At 39.2% G+C, this 3,007-nt stretch carries 1 protein-coding gene and 1 pseudogene; both read left to right on the plus strand.

The window, feature by feature from the left end:
- A pseudogene (locus HMPREF2979_RS10330) lies at nucleotides 1-252 on the plus strand (hypothetical protein); the annotation flags it as partial.
- A 314-nt stretch (nucleotides 253-566) separates the two neighbouring features.
- Nucleotides 567-3,007, plus strand: a 2,441-nt coding sequence (locus tag HMPREF2979_RS07550; RefSeq protein ID WP_261787304.1) for a KxYKxGKxW signal peptide domain-containing protein, incomplete at its 3' end; no start/stop codon positions are given.

The following is a 3,007-nucleotide window of genomic DNA, read 5'->3' on the forward strand; positions in this document are numbered from 1 at the left end:
GAAAATGGAATCGTTCGAACAGGATTCTACCGTACTGATAAAGGCTACCTCTGCTATCTTGAGCCTAGGGTAATCGAGTTCTACCAACCAACTTGGAAGGAAATTGACGGTAAGCTCTATCACTTTGAAAAATCAACCTCATTAAGGAAATATCTTTACGGATCTCCAATCACAACCAATGCAACGCTAGAAAAAGATGGCAAAACTTATATCATCGATGAAAATGGTGTAGCAACTGAAAAAGTGAATTAATGGGGAAAGAAAAAAATTATTCCACTTTAAGAAAACTTTAGGCTTTGCTTTATATACTATAACCATCCTAAAACTTTTCTTTTTCATAATCTCCTAAATCCAGGGCTCAGGTCCTGGATTTTTTTGTGTAAACATCTACTTCTCTCAAACGTCTCTATTGCACTATTTATTGAAACTATAAATATGTATGCGTTTTCTATTGAGTTTGTTAGAAAATAAGGGTAAGATATAATCATAAATTAATCTTTGGTATTAATCTCGTTGATTCTTTCACGATGTGAGTATGCCAAATCACCATAATAAGGGGGAAATTTATGGAAAACAAAGTTCGTTTCAAGCTTCATAAAGTTAAGAAACATTGGATTACAATCGCTGCCTCAAGTTTGGCTATCGGAGCTTCACTAATTGGACTAGGACAGGTCGGAGCTGATGAAGTCAAACCAGAAACGACTGCTGTTAACAGTCCTGAAAATGTCGTCTCTGACAGCAATCTTGAGACAAGTGCTAGCCTTATAACAAGAACCGAAGTAGCTCCGGCGAGCACTACTGTTGAAAATACTTCTAGTGAAGCAGTACCTTCTGACACTACACCTACTAATGTCGCTACTCAGCCTACAGAAACGCCTACGACACAGCCTGCCAGTGAAACTGATAAGAAGGTTGAAGGAGTTACTACTGATAGAAGTACTGAAGTCTCATCTGAGACAAGCGACAACGCAACTACTGCACACGAAACACCTTCACAAGGAGGTAGGTTCACTTCTGATGAGCAAGGTAACTGGTATTACCTAGACAGCGAGGGCCACAAACTAACTGGCCCACAAACCATCGATAGCTTTAACCTCTACTTCCATGACAATGGCATCCAAGCAAAGGGTGAAAAGGTAACCATTGATGGCAAGGATTACTACTACGATAAAGATAATGGGCGAAAGGTAACTGATACAAGTATTGAAGTAGACGGTAAAACTTATTTAGCAGATGCTGATGGCATCCTAACCGAAAAAACACAACTACCTACTCAGGTCGTGACTGGTGGTCATTTCCAATCTGACAACCAAAAAGATTGGTATTACTACACTGCTAATGGTGAAAAACTGACTGGTTGGCAAAATGTTGATGGTGTCATCCTTTATTTTGATAAAGATGGAAAACAAGTCAAAGGACAAAAACAAGAAATCGACGGCAAGCATTACTATTTTGCCTATCATAATGGTGCCTTAATGACTAATCAATGGTATGAACATATCATCTTTAATAATTATAGGGCCAATCCAATGTATACGCACCTCTTTGAATATCTAGGAGAGGACGGTGCTCCCGTTACAGGTTGGCATACAATCGATAACAAACGCTACTACTTCCAATCAGACGGCCTGAGAGCTCAAAACGATGTCGTAACCATTGATGGGAAGAAATATTTGTTTGATTATGACGGTCAATTGGTTAAGAACACGTATGGCATCGTTGAAAGACCTTCTATGTTTTTCTCTAGTAAAACAACTTACCACACTGATGCTGACGGCGTCATCCAAACTGGTAAACAGATAATTGATGGTAAGGAATACATTTTTTCTGAAAATGGGGTTGTCCTAAACGGAATTATCACTTTTGAAAATAAAGATTATTTTGTCATTAATAGTGTAGTCCAAAAAAATAGCCTTAAAGCCTACTTTGCACCTGTTGTCTATCACAATGAAGGTATTTTTAATGGGATCTATGGCACTGATGAAAACGGGATTGTCTTAAAAGGATTCCAACGAGGTATTGATGGTCAACTCCACTACTTCCAACCAGCAGTAAAAAGTGTCACTAAGCCTTCATGGGAGGAAATCAATGGGCAACGTTACCGATTGACAGATGGAGATTACGTCGAACCTACTGCTGGTATGCGTCCTACAATTATTGTCTCTAATACAACTTTGAAAGTTGATGACAAAGTCTATTCCTTTGATGACAAGGGAATCTCAACCGAAGTTACACCTACAAATCAGTTTATTCGCGACGACTTTTGGAACTGGTACTACTACGACAAAGATGGGAAACTCCTAACAGGTCGTCAAACCATTGATGGTGTCCAACTCTACTTTGATAAAGATGGCAAGCAAGCCAAAGGAACTTTGGTTGACATCGATGGGGATACCTACTACTTCGATAAAGATAGCGGAGCTTTATGGACTAACCGTACCATTGAGCTTGGTGGTGTTACCTATAACATTGATGAAGAAGGACATGTCACATCATCTCTACGCAACACCTTTGTTCAGGACAAGGATGGCGATTGGACTTATCTCAAAGATAAGGGCCAATTAGCTACTGGCTGGCAAACCATTAACGGTGTCCAACTCTACTTTGATGGCAGTGGTAAGCAAATAAAAGGTAAGCGTATCCTTATAGATGGGAAGTACTACTATTTCGCTGAAAACAATGGTGAACTCCTCCGTAATGCATTCTATCCGTACAATTACTATTCTAAGCTCTACTTTGGCAATGATGGAGCTCAAGTTTTTGGCTGGTATACACTAGATAATCACCGTGTTTACTTTAAGGAAAATGGTCTTCAAGCTAAAGAAGAGTTGCTTCTAATTGACGGAAATTATTATTACTTCACTCGAGATGGGCAACTCCTAGTTGATGGTTCAGCTAAATTATTTGGTGAAATATATCTTGCCGATTCAGAAGGAAAACTATTAACCGGGTGGAGAGAAATTGACGGTAAGACTTATTACCTAGATCCAAGCAACCAATATCGCTA

It is taken from the genome of Streptococcus sp. HMSC078H12, assembly GCF_001814615.1.
GTDB lineage: Bacteria > Bacillota > Bacilli > Lactobacillales > Streptococcaceae > Streptococcus > Streptococcus salivarius_F.